At 65.7% G+C, this 14,766-nt stretch carries 16 protein-coding genes; all 16 read left to right on the top strand.

Translation table 11 applies throughout. The features are described from left to right. Nucleotides 1–125 precede the first annotated feature (125 nt). The 16 genes from IG98_RS0117285 (at nt 126) to rpsQ (ending at nt 14,673) form a co-directional block, all read left to right on the top strand. Nucleotides 126–4,013, top strand: a complete 3,888-nt coding sequence (locus IG98_RS0117285) for a DNA-directed RNA polymerase subunit beta' (RefSeq protein ID WP_030912938.1) — start codon at nt 126–128, stop codon at nt 4,011–4,013. A 541-nt stretch (nt 4,014–4,554) separates the two neighbouring features. Further along, a complete protein-coding gene (gene rpsL, locus IG98_RS0117280) occupies nt 4,555–4,926 on the top strand; it encodes a 30S ribosomal protein S12 (protein WP_012887826.1) in 372 nt (123 codons plus the stop codon). 2 nt (nt 4,927–4,928) lie between these two features. Then, entirely contained in the window at nt 4,929–5,399 is a 471-nt protein-coding gene (gene rpsG, locus IG98_RS0117275) for a 30S ribosomal protein S7 (protein ID WP_012887827.1), read from the top strand. A gap of 87 nt (nt 5,400–5,486) precedes the next feature. Then, nucleotides 5,487–7,535 (top strand): elongation factor G, encoded by a 2,049-nt coding sequence (gene fusA, locus IG98_RS0117270; RefSeq protein WP_051752274.1) that lies wholly within the window; start codon nt 5,487–5,489, stop codon nt 7,533–7,535. Nucleotides 7,536–7,767: 232 nt separating this feature from the next. Then, nucleotides 7,768–8,961 (top strand): elongation factor Tu, encoded by a 1,194-nt coding sequence (gene tuf / locus IG98_RS0117265; protein ID WP_030912933.1) that lies wholly within the window; start codon nt 7,768–7,770, stop codon nt 8,959–8,961. A gap of 335 nt (nt 8,962–9,296) precedes the next feature. Continuing rightward, nucleotides 9,297–9,605: a 30S ribosomal protein S10 gene (gene rpsJ / locus IG98_RS0117260; protein WP_030912931.1), complete on the top strand. Its 309-nt coding sequence runs from the start codon at nt 9,297–9,299 to the stop codon at nt 9,603–9,605. Nucleotides 9,606–9,619: 14 nt separating this feature from the next. Then, entirely contained in the window at nt 9,620–10,273 is a 654-nt protein-coding gene (gene rplC / locus IG98_RS0117255) for a 50S ribosomal protein L3 (RefSeq protein ID WP_030912930.1), read from the top strand. Then, nucleotides 10,270–10,917, top strand: a complete 648-nt coding sequence (rplD, locus tag IG98_RS0117250; protein ID WP_030912925.1) for a 50S ribosomal protein L4 — start codon at nt 10,270–10,272, stop codon at nt 10,915–10,917. The genes rplC and rplD overlap by 4 nt, the downstream gene beginning before the upstream one ends. Next, nucleotides 10,917–11,219 (top strand): 50S ribosomal protein L23, encoded by a 303-nt coding sequence (gene rplW / locus IG98_RS0117245; RefSeq protein WP_030912923.1) that lies wholly within the window; start codon nt 10,917–10,919, stop codon nt 11,217–11,219. Before rplD ends, rplW begins: the two co-directional genes overlap by 1 nt. Before the next feature lie 90 nt (nt 11,220–11,309). Next, complete coding sequence (gene rplB, locus IG98_RS0117240; RefSeq protein ID WP_030912920.1) at nt 11,310–12,146, top strand: 50S ribosomal protein L2; 837 nt, start codon at nt 11,310–11,312, stop codon at nt 12,144–12,146. An 11-nt stretch (nt 12,147–12,157) separates the two neighbouring features. Then, nucleotides 12,158–12,436 (top strand): 30S ribosomal protein S19, encoded by a 279-nt coding sequence (rpsS, locus tag IG98_RS0117235; RefSeq protein WP_012887835.1) that lies wholly within the window; start codon nt 12,158–12,160, stop codon nt 12,434–12,436. A 94-nt stretch (nt 12,437–12,530) separates the two neighbouring features. Then, a complete protein-coding gene (rplV, locus tag IG98_RS0117230) occupies nt 12,531–12,884 on the top strand; it encodes a 50S ribosomal protein L22 (protein ID WP_030912916.1) in 354 nt (117 codons plus the stop codon). Then, nucleotides 12,884–13,741, top strand: coding sequence for a 30S ribosomal protein S3 (gene rpsC / locus IG98_RS0117225; RefSeq protein ID WP_030912914.1), 858 nt, complete (start codon nt 12,884–12,886; stop codon nt 13,739–13,741). Before rplV ends, rpsC begins: the two co-directional genes overlap by 1 nt. A gap of 2 nt (nt 13,742–13,743) precedes the next feature. Next, nucleotides 13,744–14,163 carry a 50S ribosomal protein L16 gene (gene rplP, locus IG98_RS0117220; RefSeq protein WP_030912912.1) on the top strand — a complete coding sequence of 140 codons (420 nt, stop codon included), beginning with the start codon at nt 13,744–13,746 and terminating at the stop codon, nt 14,161–14,163. Next, nucleotides 14,163–14,399 (top strand): 50S ribosomal protein L29, encoded by a 237-nt coding sequence (gene rpmC / locus IG98_RS0117215; protein WP_030912909.1) that lies wholly within the window; start codon nt 14,163–14,165, stop codon nt 14,397–14,399. The genes rplP and rpmC overlap by 1 nt, the downstream gene beginning before the upstream one ends. Next, a complete protein-coding gene (rpsQ, locus tag IG98_RS0117210) occupies nt 14,392–14,673 on the top strand; it encodes a 30S ribosomal protein S17 (RefSeq protein ID WP_030912907.1) in 282 nt (93 codons plus the stop codon). Before rpmC ends, rpsQ begins: the two co-directional genes overlap by 8 nt. Nucleotides 14,674–14,766 lie beyond the last annotated feature (93 nt).

The following is a 14,766-nucleotide window of genomic DNA, read 5'->3' as shown; positions in this document are numbered from 1 at the left end:
ATCGAGATGCGCGACACCGACGAGGACGTCTTCCGCGCCGCGGAAGAACTCGGCATCGACCTGTCCCGGCGCGAGCCGAGCAGCGTCGAAGAGGTCTGATCTAGAAGCTGAGGAGGGGATTACAAGTGCTCGACGTCAACTTCTTCGACGAGCTTCGGATCGGCCTCGCGACCGCCGACGACATCCGCCAGTGGTCGCACGGCGAGGTGAAGAAGCCCGAAACCATCAACTACCGGACGCTCAAGCCCGAGAAGGACGGACTCTTCTGCGAGAAGATCTTCGGTCCGACCCGCGACTGGGAGTGCTACTGCGGTAAGTACAAGCGCGTCCGCTTCAAGGGCATCATCTGTGAGCGCTGTGGCGTCGAGGTGACCCGCGCCAAGGTGCGTCGTGAGCGGATGGGCCACATCGAGCTGGCCGCGCCCGTCACGCACATCTGGTACTTCAAGGGTGTCCCGTCCCGTCTGGGATACCTGCTCGACCTGGCTCCGAAGGACCTTGAGAAGGTCATCTACTTCGCGGCCTACATGATCACGCATGTCGACAAGGAAATGCGCGAGCGTGACCTGCCGTCGCTGGAGGCGAAGATCTCCGTCGAGCGGCAGCACGTCGAGCAGCGCCGTGACGCCGACATCGAGGCTCGCCAGCGCAAGCTGGAGACCGACCTGGCCGAGCTTGAGGCCGCCGGCGCCAAGGGCGACCAGCGCCGCAAGGTACGTGAGGGCGCCGAGCGTGAGATGCGGCAGCTGCGTGACCGGGCCCAGCGCGAGCTGGACCGGCTGGACGAGGTCTGGAGCCGCTTCAAGAACCTCAAGGTCCAGGACCTTGAGGGCGACGAGCTGCTCTACCGCGAGATGCGCGACCGTTTCGGCCGTTACTTCCGCGGTGGCATGGGCGCCCAGGCCATCCAGGAGCGTCTGACCAACTTCGACCTCGCCCTTGAGGCCGAGAACCTGCGCGAGACGATCCGCAGTGGCAAGGGCCAGAAGAAGGCCCGCGCGCTCAAACGTCTCAAGGTCGTGTCGGCGTTCCTGAACACCCGCAACTCGCCCAACGGGATGGTCCTCGACTGCATCCCGGTCATCCCGCCGGACCTGCGCCCCATGGTGCAGCTCGACGGTGGCCGGTTCGCCACCTCGGACCTGAACGACCTGTACCGCCGTGTGATCAACCGGAACAACCGCCTCAAGCGGCTTCTCGACCTCGGTGCCCCCGAGATCATCGTGAACAACGAGAAGCGGATGCTCCAGGAGGCCGTCGACGCGCTGTTCGACAACGGCCGCCGTGGCCGCCCGGTCACCGGTCCTGGCAACCGCCCCCTGAAGTCCCTCAGCGACATGCTGAAGGGCAAGCAGGGCCGGTTCCGCCAGAACCTGCTGGGCAAGCGAGTCGACTACTCCGGCCGTTCGGTCATCGTCGTCGGCCCGCAGCTGAAGCTGCACCAGTGCGGTCTGCCCAAGCAGATGGCGCTGGAGCTCTTCAAGCCGTTCGTGATGAAGCGCCTGGTCGACCTGAACCACGCGCAGAACATCAAGTCGGCCAAGCGGATGGTCGAGCGTGCTCGCCCGGTCGTGTGGGACGTCCTCGAAGAGGTCATCACCGAGCACCCCGTGCTGCTCAACCGCGCGCCGACCCTGCACCGCCTGGGCATCCAGGCATTCGAGCCGCAGCTGGTCGAGGGCAAGGCCATTCAGATCCACCCGCTCGTCTGCACCGCGTTCAACGCGGACTTCGACGGCGACCAGATGGCCGTGCACCTGCCGCTGTCCGCCGAGGCGCAGGCCGAGGCCCGCATCCTGATGTTGTCGACGAACAACATCCTGAAGCCGGCCGACGGCAAGCCCGTGACCATGCCCACCCAGGACATGATCATCGGCCTCTACTCGTTGACCACGCTCAAGGACGAGGACGAGAACGGGGTCGGCCGGGGACGGGTCTTCGGCTCGGTGTCGGAGGCGCTGATGGCCTTCGACCGCCGGGAGCTCGACATCCAGTCGCAGATCCAGATCCGGATGCGGGGAGACGTTCCGCCGCCCCGCGGCTGGGAGGGTCCCGAGGGCTGGGAGGCCGGTGACAGCTACCGCCTGGAGACCACTCTGGGCCGGTGCCTGTTCAACCAGACCCTGCCGGCGAACTACCCGTACGTGAACTCGCAGGTCGGCAAGAAGCAGCTGTCGGTCATCGTCAACGAGCTCGCCGAGAAGTACCCCAAGGTCGAGGTCGCGGCCGCGCTCGACGCCCTCAAGGACGCCGGCTTCTACTGGGCGACCAGGGCCGGTGTGACGATCTCCATCGAGGACGTCATCGCGCCGCCGAACAAGTCCGAGATCATGGAGACGTACGAGCGCCGGGCCGACAAGGTCCAGCGCGAGTACGAGCGTGGTCTGATCACGGACGAGGAGCGTCGTCAGGAGCTCATCGAGATCTGGACGCACGCGACCAGCGACGTGACCGACGACATGCAGAAGGCGTTCCCGAAGACCAACCCGGTCTGGATGATGGTCCAGTCGGGCGCCCGAGGAAACCTGATGCAGGTCCGGCAGATCTCCGGCATCCGTGGTCTGGTGTCCAACACCAAGGGTGAGACGATCCCGCGTCCGATCAAGGCCTCGTTCCGCGAGGGCCTGTCGGTGCTGGAGTACTTCATCTCCACCCACGGCCAGCGGAAGGGTCTGGCGGACACCGCGCTGCGGACCGCCGACTCGGGGTACCTGACCCGTCGTCTGGTGGACGTCGCGCAGGACGTCATCGTCCGCGAGATCGACTGCGGCACCGACCGCGCCGTCCCGCTGCACGTCGCCGACCGCGACGCTCAGGGCAACCTGGTCAAGGCGGAGAACGCCGAGAGCAACGTGCACGGCCGCATCCTCGCCGAGGACGTGGAGGTGGACGGCAAGATCATCGTGCCGGTGGGCGTCGACATCAACGACATCCACGTCACCGCCCTGGTCGAGGCCGGGGTGGAGACCGTCAGGACTCGCAGTGCTCTCGTCTGCGAGGCCAAGATCGGTGTCTGTGCCACCTGCTACGGTCGCTCGCTCGCGACCGGCAAGCTCGTGGACGTCGGCGAGGCGGTCGGCATCATCGCCGCCCAGTCGATCGGTGAGCCCGGCACCCAGCTGACGATGCGGACCTTCCACACCGGTGGTGTGGCGGGCGCCGACATCACCCACGGTCTGCCCCGTGTCCAGGAGCTTTTCGAGGCGCGCGTCCCCAAGGGCGTCGCCCCGATCAGCGAGGCCGAGGGCCGGGTCCGCGTCGACGAGACCGACAAGACCCGGAAGATCGTGATCGTCCCGGACGACGGTTCCGAAGAGGTCGCCTACCCGGTGTCGATGCGGTCGCGCATGCTGGTCTCCGACGGGCAGCGGGTCAAGGTCGGCCAGCAGCTGATCGCCGGTGCCGTCAACCCCAACGAGGTGCTGCGCATCCTCGGCCCCCGGGCCGTGCAGCTGCACCTCGTGGCGGAGGTCCAGCAGGTCTACCGCTCGCAGGGTGTGTCGATCCACGACAAGCACATCGAGATCATCGTGCGGCAGATGCTCAAGCGCGTGAACGTGCTGGAGTCCGGCGACGCCGACATGCTGCCCGGTGAGCTCGTCGAGCGGCCGCGCTTCGAGCGGATCAACCGCGAGTGCGTGGCGGAGGGCGGCACGCCGGCCTCCGGACGTCCGGTGCTGATGGGTATCACCAAGGCCTCGCTCGCCACCGAGTCCTGGCTGTCCGCGGCGTCCTTCCAGGAGACGACCCGAGTGCTCACCGACGCGGCGATCCACGCCAAGTCGGACTCGCTGCTCGGCCTCAAGGAGAACGTCATCATCGGAAAGCTCATCCCGGCCGGTACCGGTATGCCGCAGTACCGCAACATCCGGGTCGAGCCCACCGAGGAGGCCAAGGCCGCGATGTACACGGTCGGCGGCTACGACGGCTCCGCGGCGGACTACACCTTTGGTTCGGGCTCCGGCGAGGCCGTTCCGCTGGAGGAGTACGACTTCGGTCAGTACAACCGCTAAGTGATCGCAGACGGCGCCCGACCCCCGGCAGGGGGTCGGGCGCCGTTGCCTTTCCACCGTGTTCACGTCCGTGACGGGTGGGTGTGGTCCTTTCTTGACCGGAATGTTGCGGCGAAAGCCGTACGTTAATGGGGAGAACGGCCGGAGAAGTGCTCCGCGACGGGTAAACTCAACGTGGACCCAGAAGCGGTCGGTCGGAAACCGGTCGTGGGAGCCATGACACGAATACGGGCGCCCAGAGCGGCGCCCTGCGGGTGCGGCCGTTTTGACGTGTTGCGCTCGGCTGGGTAGTCTTGCCCTTCGTGCTCATGTCTTCATGGGCCCTCATGCGTGTGCGTCGACAGGTTCCCGTTGGGGAGTCGGCAGGGGCGCCGCATGGCCTCCTCCACCGGACCGGCCTTGACCGGGTTGTGGCGTGACAAGTGCGCGACACGCCCGACCGCGTGGGTCGGAGGGGATGAAAGAACCGCAGGTCATGACACCGGCAGCACCTGCAAAATGCACGACATTCGATTAACCGGCTAGCACGAACGGAGACGCGGTGCCCACGATTCAGCAGCTGGTCCGCAAGGGCCGCCAGGACAAGGTCACCAAGACCAAGACCCCGGCGCTCAAGGCCAGCCCTCAGCGACGCGGCACCTGCATGCGCGTTTACACCACGACCCCCAAGAAGCCGAACTCCGCCCTCCGCAAGGTCGCGCGTGTCCGGCTCACCAACGGTATCGAGGTCACGGCCTACATCCCCGGTGTCGGTCACAACCTCCAGGAGCACTCCATCGTGCTCGTCCGCGGTGGTCGTGTGAAGGACCTGCCGGGTGTTCGCTACAAGATCATCCGTGGTTCGCTTGACACCCAGGGTGTCCGTAACCGCAAGCAGGCCCGTAGCCGTTACGGCGCGAAGAAGGAGAAGTAAGAATGCCTCGCAAGGGTTCTCCTGGCCGTCGTCAGCTCATGGCTGACCCGGTTCACAACTCGCCCCTGGTCACCGCGCTCATCAACAAGGTGCTCCTGGACGGCAAGCGGTCCATCGCTCAGTCCATCGTGTACGGCGCCCTCGAAGGCGCCAAGGAGAAGACCGGCAACGACCCGGTCGTCACCCTGAAGCGTGCGCTGGACAACGTCAAGCCCACCCTTGAGGTCCGCAGCCGCCGTGTCGGTGGCGCGACCTACCAGGTCCCGGTCGAGGTGCGCGCCGCGCGTAGCACCACTCTGGCGCTGCGCTGGCTGGTGCAGTACTCCCGGGCCCGCCGCGAGAAGACCATGACCGAGCGCCTCATGAACGAACTGCTCGATGCCAGCAACGGCCTCGGCGCAAGCGTCAAGAAGCGTGAGGACACCCACAAGATGGCCGAGTCCAACAAGGCCTTCGCCCATTACCGCTGGTAACAGCGGCTTCGACGAGACGACGAGGACGCGAGAGAAGTGGCCACCACGACCGCTCTTGACCTGGCCAAGGTCCGCAACATCGGGATCATGGCTCACATCGACGCGGGCAAGACCACGACGACTGAGCGCATCCTGTTCTACACCGGTATCAACTACAAGATCGGTGAGGTCCACGAGGGCGCAGCCACGATGGACTGGATGGAGCAGGAGCAGGAGCGTGGTATCACCATCACCTCCGCTGCTACGACCTGCGAGTGGCTCGGCCACACGATCAACATCATCGACACGCCGGGTCACGTGGACTTCACGATCGAGGTGGAGCGCTCGCTCCGCGTCCTCGACGGTGCCGTCGCCGTGTTCGACGGCGTCGCAGGCGTCGAGCCCCAGTCTGAAACGGTGTGGCGTCAGGCCGACCGTTACGAAGTTCCCAGGATCTGCTTCGTCAACAAGCTGGACCGGGTCGGCGCGGAGTTCCACCGCTGCGTCGACATGATGATCAGCCGCCTGAACGCGACCCCCGCGGTGCTTCAGCTTCCCTGGGGCGTCGAGGCCGACTTCAAGGGCGTCATCGACCTGGTCAGGATGAAGGGTCTGCTCTGGAGCGCCGAGGCGGCCAAGGGCGAGATGTACGAGACCGTCGACATCCCGGCCGAGCACGTCGAGGCCGCTCGCGAGTGGCGTGACAAGCTGGTCGAGACGGTCGCCGAGAACGACGACGAGCTGATGGAGCTCTTCCTGGAGGGCGTCGAGCCCACCGAGGAGCAGCTGGTCGCGGCCATCCGCCGCGCGACGCTGAACAGCGCCATCAACCCGGTCCTGACCGGCACCGCGTTCAAGAACAAGGGCATTCAGCCCCTGCTCGACGCGATCGTCGCCTACCTTCCCGCTCCGACCGACATCCCGGCCTTCAAGGGCCACGCGGTCGGCAAGGAAGACGAGGTCATCGAGCGCCACGCGGATGTGAACGAGCCGTTCTCCGCGCTGGCATTCAAGATCATGAGCGACCAGCACCTGGGCCGTCTCACCTACATCCGCATCTACTCGGGCACGCTCGAGACCGGTACCGCCGTGGTCAACGCGGTGAAGGGCCGTAAGGAGCGGATCGGCAAGATCTACCAGATGCACGCCAACAAGCGCGAGGAGCGCCCATCGGCTGTCGCCGGTCAGATCGTCGCCGTCATGGGCCTGAAGGACACCACCACCGGTGACACCCTGGCCGACCCGGCTCACCCCGTGGTCCTGGAGTCGATGAACTTCCCGGCGCCGGTCATCAGCGTCGCCATCGAGCCCAAGACCAAGGGCGACCAGGAGAAGCTGGGCACCGCGATCCAGCGTCTGGCCGAGGAGGACCCGTCCTTCCAGGTCCGTCGTGACGAGGAGACCGGGCAGACGGTCATCTGGGGTATGGGCGAGCTCCACCTGGAGATCCTCGTCGACCGGATGCGCCGCGAGTTCAAGGTCGAGGCCAACATCGGCCGGCCTCAGGTGGCCTACCGGGAGACCATCCGCCGCAAGGTGGAGAAGGTCGACTACGTCCACAAGAAGCAGACCGGTGGTTCCGGCCAGTTCGCCAAGGTCATCATTGACATTGAGCCGCTGGGTGAGGGCAACGACGGTTACGAGTTCGCGAACAAGGTCTCCGGTGGCCGCATCCCGAGGGAGTACATCCCCTCGGTCGACGCGGGCGCCCAGGAGGCGGCCGAGTTCGGTGTTCTCGCCGGCTACCCCATGGTCGGGGTCAAGGTCACCCTGCAGGACGGTGCCTACCACGAGGTGGACTCGTCCGAAATGGCCTTCAAGATCGCCGGTTCGATGGCCTTCAAGGAGGCCGCGCGCAAGGCGGACGCCGTAATCCTGGAGCCGATGATGGCCGTTGAGGTCACCACGCCCGAGGACTACATGGGTGACGTCATCGGTGACCTCAACGGTCGCCGCGGGCAGATCCAGGCGATGGACGAGCGCTCCGGCGCCCGGATCGTCAAGGCGCTCGTGCCGCTCTCTGAGATGTTCGGCTACGTGGGAGACCTCCGTAGCAAGACGCAGGGACGCGCGAGCTACAGCATGCAGTTCGACTCCTACGCGGAAGTGCCCGCGCACATCGCCAAGGAGATCGTCGCGAAGGTGCGGGGCGAGTAAGTCCAGCACTCACTTTGGTTGCGGGTGGCGAGGAGATCGTCGCCCCGCTACCAGGGGGTGCGGGGCGAGTAAGTCCAGCACTCACTCTGGTGGCGGATAGCGAGGAGACTCGCCGCCCGTTGCCGGGGGTGTGGGGCGAGAGCTTTCTCATGGGCCGGTTCCGACAGGGATCGGCCTCCCCAAACCCGAATATGAAGACGCAAGTCACGTCAGAATCTCTAAGGAGAGAGCAGTGGCCAAGGCCAAGTTCGAGCGGACCAAGCCGCACGTAAACATCGGCACCATTGGGCACATCGACCACGGCAAGACCACTCTGACCGCGGCGATCACCAAGGTGCTCCACGAGCGTTTCCCGAACCTCAACGAGGCGACCCCGTTCGACAAGATCGACAAGGCGCCCGAGGAGAAGGCTCGTGGTATCACGATCTCCATCGCGCACGTCGAGTACCAGACGGAGAAGCGCCACTACGCCCACGTGGACTGCCCCGGTCACGCCGACTACGTGAAGAACATGATCACCGGTGCGGCTCAGATGGACGGTGCGATCCTCGTGGTCGCCGCCACCGACGGCCCGATGCCGCAGACGAAGGAGCACGTCCTCCTGGCCCGCCAGGTCGGCGTCCCCTACATCGTCGTGGCCCTCAACAAGTCCGACATGGTGGACGACGAGGAGATCCTGGAGCTCGTCGAGCTCGAGGTCCGCGAGCTCCTCTCGGCTCAGGAGTTCCCCGGCGACGACCTGCCGGTCGTCCGTGTCTCGGCGCTGAAGGCGCTTGAGGGCGACGCCAAGTGGGGCGACTCGATCATCGAGCTCATGAACGCCGTGGACGAGAACGTCCCCGAGCCGGTCCGTGAGATCGAGAAGCCGTTCCTGATGCCGGTCGAGGACGTCTTCTCGATCACCGGTCGCGGCACGGTCGTCACCGGCCGTATCGAGCGCGGTATCGTCAAGGTCAGCGAGACCGTCGACATCATCGGCATCAAGGAGACCAAGACCACCACCACGGTCACCGGTGTCGAGATGTTCCGCAAGCTCCTCGACGAGGGCCAGGCGGGTGACAACGTCGGTCTGCTCCTGCGCGGTATCAAGCGTGAGGACGTCGAGCGCGGCCAGTGCATCATCAAGCCGGGCACGACCACCCCGCACACCGAGTTCGAGGCCCAGGTCTACATCCTGGGCAAGGACGAGGGCGGCCGCCACACGCCGTTCTTCAACAACTACCGCCCGCAGTTCTACTTCCGTACGACTGACGTGACCGGCGTGGTGAACCTCCCCGAGGGCACCGAGATGGTCATGCCGGGCGACAACACCGAGATGACCGTGGCGCTCATCCAGCCCATCGCGATGGAGGACGGTCTCAAGTTCGCCATCCGTGAGGGTGGCCGCACCGTCGGTGCGGGTCGAGTGACCAAGATCATCAAGTAGTACGATCGCGGAGTGGCGGTCGGCCCTCAACGAAAGGGCCGGCCGCTTCCCCACGAGGGGCTCGCGCCGCAGGGCACGAACCCTGGCAGGGACCCCACGAACCGTGATCTCGCAGTTGGTTCGGCCGAAGAATGACCGAAGTAACTGCCAGATCACGGAAGAAAGCGCGGACTCACAGCGTCTGCTACGTGGGGCATGCGCGGAGAACGTCGCCCCAGGGCGAAGCGGGCTCCGCGCGACATGGAGGGGACGTCCGAGACGGACCCGGCCATGACACAGCGGCAACAGGCCGCACGTAACTTTTTCAGACGACAGTGAAGGACACCGAGGCCATTATGGCGGGACAGAAGATCCGCATTCGGCTCAAGGCCTATGACCACGAGGTCATCGACGTCTCGGCCAAGAAGATCGTCGAGACGGTGACAAGGACTGGCGCCAAGGTCGCGGGCCCGGTGCCGCTGCCGACCGAGAAGAACGTGTACTGCGTCATCCGCTCGCCGCACAAGTACAAGGACAGTCGCGAGCACTTTGAGATGCGCACGCACAAGCGGCTGATTGACATCATCGACCCGACGCCGAAGACGGTCGACTCGCTCATGCGACTCGACCTTCCCGCTGGCGTTGACATCTCGATCAAGCTCTGAGGGAACGCACTGACATGGCTAAGCAGATCAAGGGCGTCCTGGGCAAGAAGCTCGGCATGACCCAGGTCTTCGACGCGGACAACCGGATGGTCCCGGTGACCGTCGTCGAGGCTGGTCCGTGCGTCGTGACCCGCGTCCGCACCGCTGAGAAGGACGGCTACACCGCCGTCCAGCTGGGCTTCGGACAGGTCGACCCGCGGAAGGTCAACAAGCCGCTCGGCGACTACCTGCGCAAGCACGACATCACCCCGCGCCGTTACTTCGCGGAGATCCGCACTGACGACGTGAGCGAGTACACCCTGGGCCAGGAGCTCTCGGCCGACACCTTCGAGGCCGGCCAGTACGTCGACGTGACGGGCAAGAGCAAGGGCAAGGGTTACGCGGGTGTCATGAAGCGGCACGGCTTCAAGGGCCTGGGCGCCTCGCACGGTACGCAGCGCAAGCACCGCTCGCCGGGTTCCATCGGTGGCTGCGCCACCCCGGGCCGCGTCTTCAAGGGCGTGCGCATGGCCGGCCGGATGGGCAACGCCCGCACGACCATCCAGAGCCTCAAGGTTCACGCCGTGGACGCCGAGAAGGGCCTCATCCTGATCAAGGGTGCGATCCCCGGCGCCAACGGCAGCCTGGTCCTGGTCCGCACCGCCGCCAAGAAGGGGGCTGCCAAGTGAGCACCATTGACGTCCTCGACGTGAGCGGCGACAAGGCCGGGACCGTCGATCTGCCGGAGGACATCTTCGGCACGAAGGTCAACATCCCGCTGATCCACCAGGTCGTCGTGGCCCAGCTCGCCGCTCGCCGGCAGGGCACCCACAAGGCCAAGACCCGTGGTGAGGTCAGTGGCGGTGGCAAGAAGCCGTACCGCCAGAAGGGCACCGGCCGCGCCCGCCAGGGTTCGACCCGCGCTCCGCAGTTCACCGGCGGTGGCACCGTCCACGGTCCGGTTCCGCGGGACTACTCGCAGAAGACTCCCAAGAAGATGAAGGCCGCCGCTCTGCGCGGGGCTCTGTCCGACAGGGCGACCGGGGGCCGCGTTCACGTGGTCAGCGGTCTGGTCGCGGGGGAGACCCCGAAGACCAAGGCGGCTCTTGAGTCGCTTCGCAGGATCACCAAGGCCCGTAGCGTCCTGGTCGTCGTAGACGAGGGTGACGAGCTCAGCTGGCTGAGCCTGCGTAACGCTCCCGAGGTCCACCTGCTGGACGCCGGGCAGCTCAACACCTACGACGTGCTCTGCTACGACGACGTCGTTTTCACTCAGGCGGCGTACGACCAGGTCGTCGTGCGTCTGAGCAAGAGCGGGAAGGAAGACGCCTGATGGAGAAGATCGCCGACCCGCGCGACATCATCATCAAGCCGGTTGTCTCCGAGAAGAGCTACGGCCTGATCGACGAGCACAACAAGTACACGTTCCTGGTGCGGAAGACGGCCAACAAGACGCAGGTCAAGATCGCTGTTGAGAAGATCTTCGGCGTCAAGGTAGCCAGCGTCAACACCATCAACCGCCAGGGCAAGCGTAAGCGGACCAGGTTCGGTTACGGCCAGCGTCCGGCTACCAAGCGAGCGATCGTCAGCCTGGTCGAAGGTGACCGGATTGACATCTTCGGCCAGATCGGCTGACGCGCTCGCTCAGTAAGTACAGGGAGAAGCCCCTCACCGCCAGGTGAGGGGCGTTCGACCGGATTAACCGACGAAGGATGAACGAAAAAGATGGGCATCCGTAAACTCAAGCCGACGACCCCGGGTCGCCGCGGCGCCAGCGTCTCGGACTTTGCCGAGATCACGCGCAGCACGCCCGAGAAGTCGCTGCTTGCACCCCTGCACAGCAAGGGTGGCCGTAACGTCCACGGCCGTGTCACCACCCGTCACCAGGGCGGTGGCCACAAGCGCGCCTACCGGATCATCGATTTCCGGCGTCACGACAAGGACGGGATTCCGGCCAAGGTCGCTCACATCGAGTACGACCCGAACCGCACCTCCCGTATCGCGCTGCTGCACTATGCCGACGGGGAGAAGCGCTACATCCTCTGCCCGACCGGTATCAAGCAGGGCGACAAGATCGAGAACGGCCCCACGGCCGACATCAAGCCGGGCAACTGCCTCCCGCTGCGCAACATCCCGACCGGTACCTTCATCCACGCGGTGGAGCTCCGTCCGGGTGGTGGCGCCAAGCTGGGCCGGTCCGCCGGCGCGCAGATTCAGCTCCTCGCCAAGGAGGGCCAGTACGCCACGCTGCGTATGCCCTCCGGTGAGATGCGCCAGGTCGACGTTCGCTGCCGGGCCTCCATCGGTCAGGTCGGCAACGCCGAGCAGGCCAACATCAACTGGGGTAAGGCCGGACGTATGCGGTGGAAGGGCAAGCGCCCCACCGTCCGCGGCGTCGCGATGAACCCGGTCGACCACCCGCACGGTGGTGGTGAGGGTAAGACCTCCGGCGGTCGTCACCCCGTCAACCCCAAGGGCAAGCCCGAGGGTCGTACTCGTGCGGCGAACAAGGCCAGCGACCGGCTGATCATCCGCCGTCGTACCAAGCGGAAGAAGCGGTAGGAGCAGCCAAAATGCCACGTAGCCTCAAGAAGGGTCCCTTCGTGGACGACCACCTTCAGAAGAAGGTGGATGTCCAAAACGAGAAGGGCACCAAAAACGTCATCAAGACGTGGTCGCGGCGCTCCATGATCGTGCCCGACATGCTCGGTCACACGATCGCCGTTCACGACGGCCGTAAGCACGTCCCGGTGTTCGTCACCGAGTCGATGATCGGTCACAAGCTGGGCGAGTTCGCGCCGACGCGGACCTTCCGCAGCCACGTCAAGGAAGACCGCCGCAGCCGGCGATAAGCGCCTTAGGGAGAGGAAGTCGAGCCGAGGAGACGATCGTCACCCGGCACGACGGACTCGCCCGATACGAAGCAGAAGGTAAGAGGAGTAAGCGATGGAAGCCAGGGCTCAGGCGCGGTTCGCGCGCCACACGCCCATGAAGGCCCGCCGCGTGGTGGACCTCATTCGCGGGCTGCCCGCTTCGGAGGCGCAGGCCGTGCTGCAGTTCGCTCCCCAGTCGGCGAGCGAGACCGTGTACAAGGTGCTGTCGAGCGCCATTGCCAACGCGGAGCACAACTTCAAGCTCGACCGTGACACGCTCTTCGTGAGCCGTGCCTGGGTCGACGAGGGCCCGACGCTGAAGCGGTTTCGTCCCCGTGCTCAGGGTCGTGCCTATCGGATCAACAAGCGGACCAGCCACATCACCGTGATCGTGGAGTCCCGCGAGCCGAAGGGGAGGACCCGCTAGTGGGTCAGAAGGTTAACCCGCACGGGTTCCGCCTCGGCATCACGACCGACTTCAAGAGCCGGTGGTATGCCGACAAGCTCTACAAGTCGTACGTTGCCGAAGATGTGGCGATCCGCCGCATGCTCAAAAAGGGCATGGAGCGGGCCGGCATCTCCAAGGTGGAGATCGAGCGGACCACCGACCGGGTTCAGGTCGACATTCACACCGCCCGTCCGGGCATCGTCATCGGCCGCCGCGGCGCCGAGGCGGACCGGATTCGCGGTGACCTCGAGAAGCTGACCAAGAAGCAGGTCCAGCTGAACATCCTTGAGGTCAAGAACCCTGAGATCGACGCTCAGCTCGTCGCCCAGGGGGTGGCCGAGCAGCTGTCCAGCCGTGTCTCGTTCCGTCGTGCCATGCGCAAGGCGATGCAGTCGGCGATGAAGAGCGGCGCCAAGGGCATCCGGGTGCAGTGCTCCGGTCGTCTCGGCGGCGCTGAGATGTCCCGTTCGGAGTTCTACCGCGAGGGCCGCGTGCCCCTGCACACCCTCCGTGCGGACATCGACTACGGCCTGTACGAGGCCCGTACCACCTTCGGCCGCATCGGCGTGAAGGTGTGGATCTACAAGGGTGAGGCTCCGACCAGCCGCGCCGAGCGCGAGGCGGCTGCCGCCGGTGCTCGTGCGGGCCAGCGTCGTGACCGCGACGACCGTCGCGGCCCCGGTGCCGGTGGCGGCGACCGTCCCCGTCGTGGCGCCGGTGGCGCCCGTCGTGGTGCCGGCGCCGGCCGTGGCGACCGCGCCCCCAGGAACGAGGCGGCCTCCCAGGCTGCCCCCGAGACCGGCCCGGCTGCGCAGCCGGGTGCTGAAGGGAGCTGACCATGCTGATCCCGCGCAGGGTCAAGCACCGTAAGCAGCACCGGCCCGACCGTCACGGAGCTGCCAAGGGCGGCACCAGGGTCGTGTTCGGCGAGTTCGGCATTCAGGCGATTGAGCACTCCTACGTGACCAACCGCCAGATCGAGTCGGCTCGTATCGCGATGACCCGTCACATCAAGCGTGGTGGAAAGGTCTGGATCAACATCTATCCGGACCGTCCGCTCACCAAGAAGCCCGCCGAGACCCGCATGGGTTCCGGTAAGGGTTCACCGGAGTGGTGGATCGCCAACGTCAAGCCCGGTCGCATCATGTTCGAGTTGTCGGGTGTCGCCGAGCCGGTGGCTCGCGAAGCCCTGCGGCGTGCGATGCACAAGCTGCCGATGAAGTGCCGGTTCGTCAAGCGTGAAGTGGGTGAGGCGTGATGGCTAAGGGCCTGACCGCCGGTGAGCTGCGGGTGGAAGACCAGGACACTCTGGTCACGAAGCTGAAGGAAGCCAAGGAGGAGCTGTTCAACCTCCGCTTCCAGGCTGCGACCGGCCAGTTGGAGAGCCACGGGCGGCTGCGTGCCGTTCGCCGCGAGATCGCCCGTATCTACACGGTGATGCGCGAGCGGGAGCTCGGAATCGTCACGGTAGAGAAGGAGTCGATTGATGGCTGAGGCCACGGAAACCACGACCGAGACGCGGAACTACCGCAAGACCCGTGAGGGTCTGGTCGTCAGCGACAAGATGGACAAGACTGTCGTGGTCGCTGTCGAGGACCGCGTCAAGCACCCCCTGTACGGCAAGGTCATCCGCAGGACGACCAAGTACAAGGCGCACGATGAGGCCAACAGCTGTGGTGTCGGCGACCGCGTTCTCCTGATGGAGACCCGGCCGCTCTCCGCCAGCAAGCGCTGGCGGGTCATCGAGATCCTCGAGAAGGCCAAGTAAGTCAACGCGCCTCGTGGGGGGTGACACCGTCACCCCCCACGACGGCGTCCAAGGGGGCGAAGCGATCTTCGCCCCGCCTGCGTCGGCGGTCCG

This window comes from Streptosporangium amethystogenes (genome assembly GCF_000721075.1).
GTDB classification, from domain to species: domain Bacteria; phylum Actinomycetota; class Actinomycetes; order Streptosporangiales; family Streptosporangiaceae; genus Streptosporangium; species Streptosporangium amethystogenes.
The sequence above is the reverse complement of the archived record's forward strand: the minus strand, read 5'-3'. Positions and strand labels throughout refer to the sequence as shown.